This window comes from Vibrio sp. OPT46, from assembly GCF_015163535.1.
Taxonomy (GTDB): Bacteria; Pseudomonadota; Gammaproteobacteria; order Enterobacterales; family Vibrionaceae; genus Vibrio; species Vibrio alginolyticus.
In genome coordinates this window covers 1-374 of record NZ_JADDYG010000168.1, presented here as the reverse complement: position 1 = coordinate 374, position 374 = coordinate 1, and the positions used below count along the sequence as shown (strand labels likewise).

At 42.5% G+C, this 374-nt stretch carries 1 protein-coding gene; it reads left to right on the top strand.

Going from position 1 to position 374, the window contains the following annotated elements:
• A partial coding sequence (locus IQR33_RS08295) for a SpoVR family protein (protein ID WP_193843617.1) occupies positions 1-374 on the top strand: 374 nt, incomplete at both ends.

The following is a 374-nucleotide window of genomic DNA, read 5'->3' as shown; positions in this document are numbered from 1 at the left end:
CATGGTCAAATGGGGCTAGCCTACGAGATTGTGATTAACTCCGACCCTTGTATTGCTTATTTGATGGAAGAAAATACGGTAACAATGCAAGCACTCGTGATAGCGCACGCGTGTTACGGCCATAACTCTTTTTTCAAAGGTAATTACCTATTCCAAACGTGGACTGACGCTAGCTCTATTATCGACTATCTGCTGTTTGCCAAAAAGTACTTAGCCGAATGTGAAGAACGATATGGCGTAAAAGAAGTGGAAAAACTGCTCGACTCTTGTCACGCATTAATGAACTTTGGTGTAGACCGCTACAAGCGTCCAGAGAAAATCTCAATTACAGAGGAAAAAGCAAGACAAGAAGAACGCGAAGCATACCTACAATC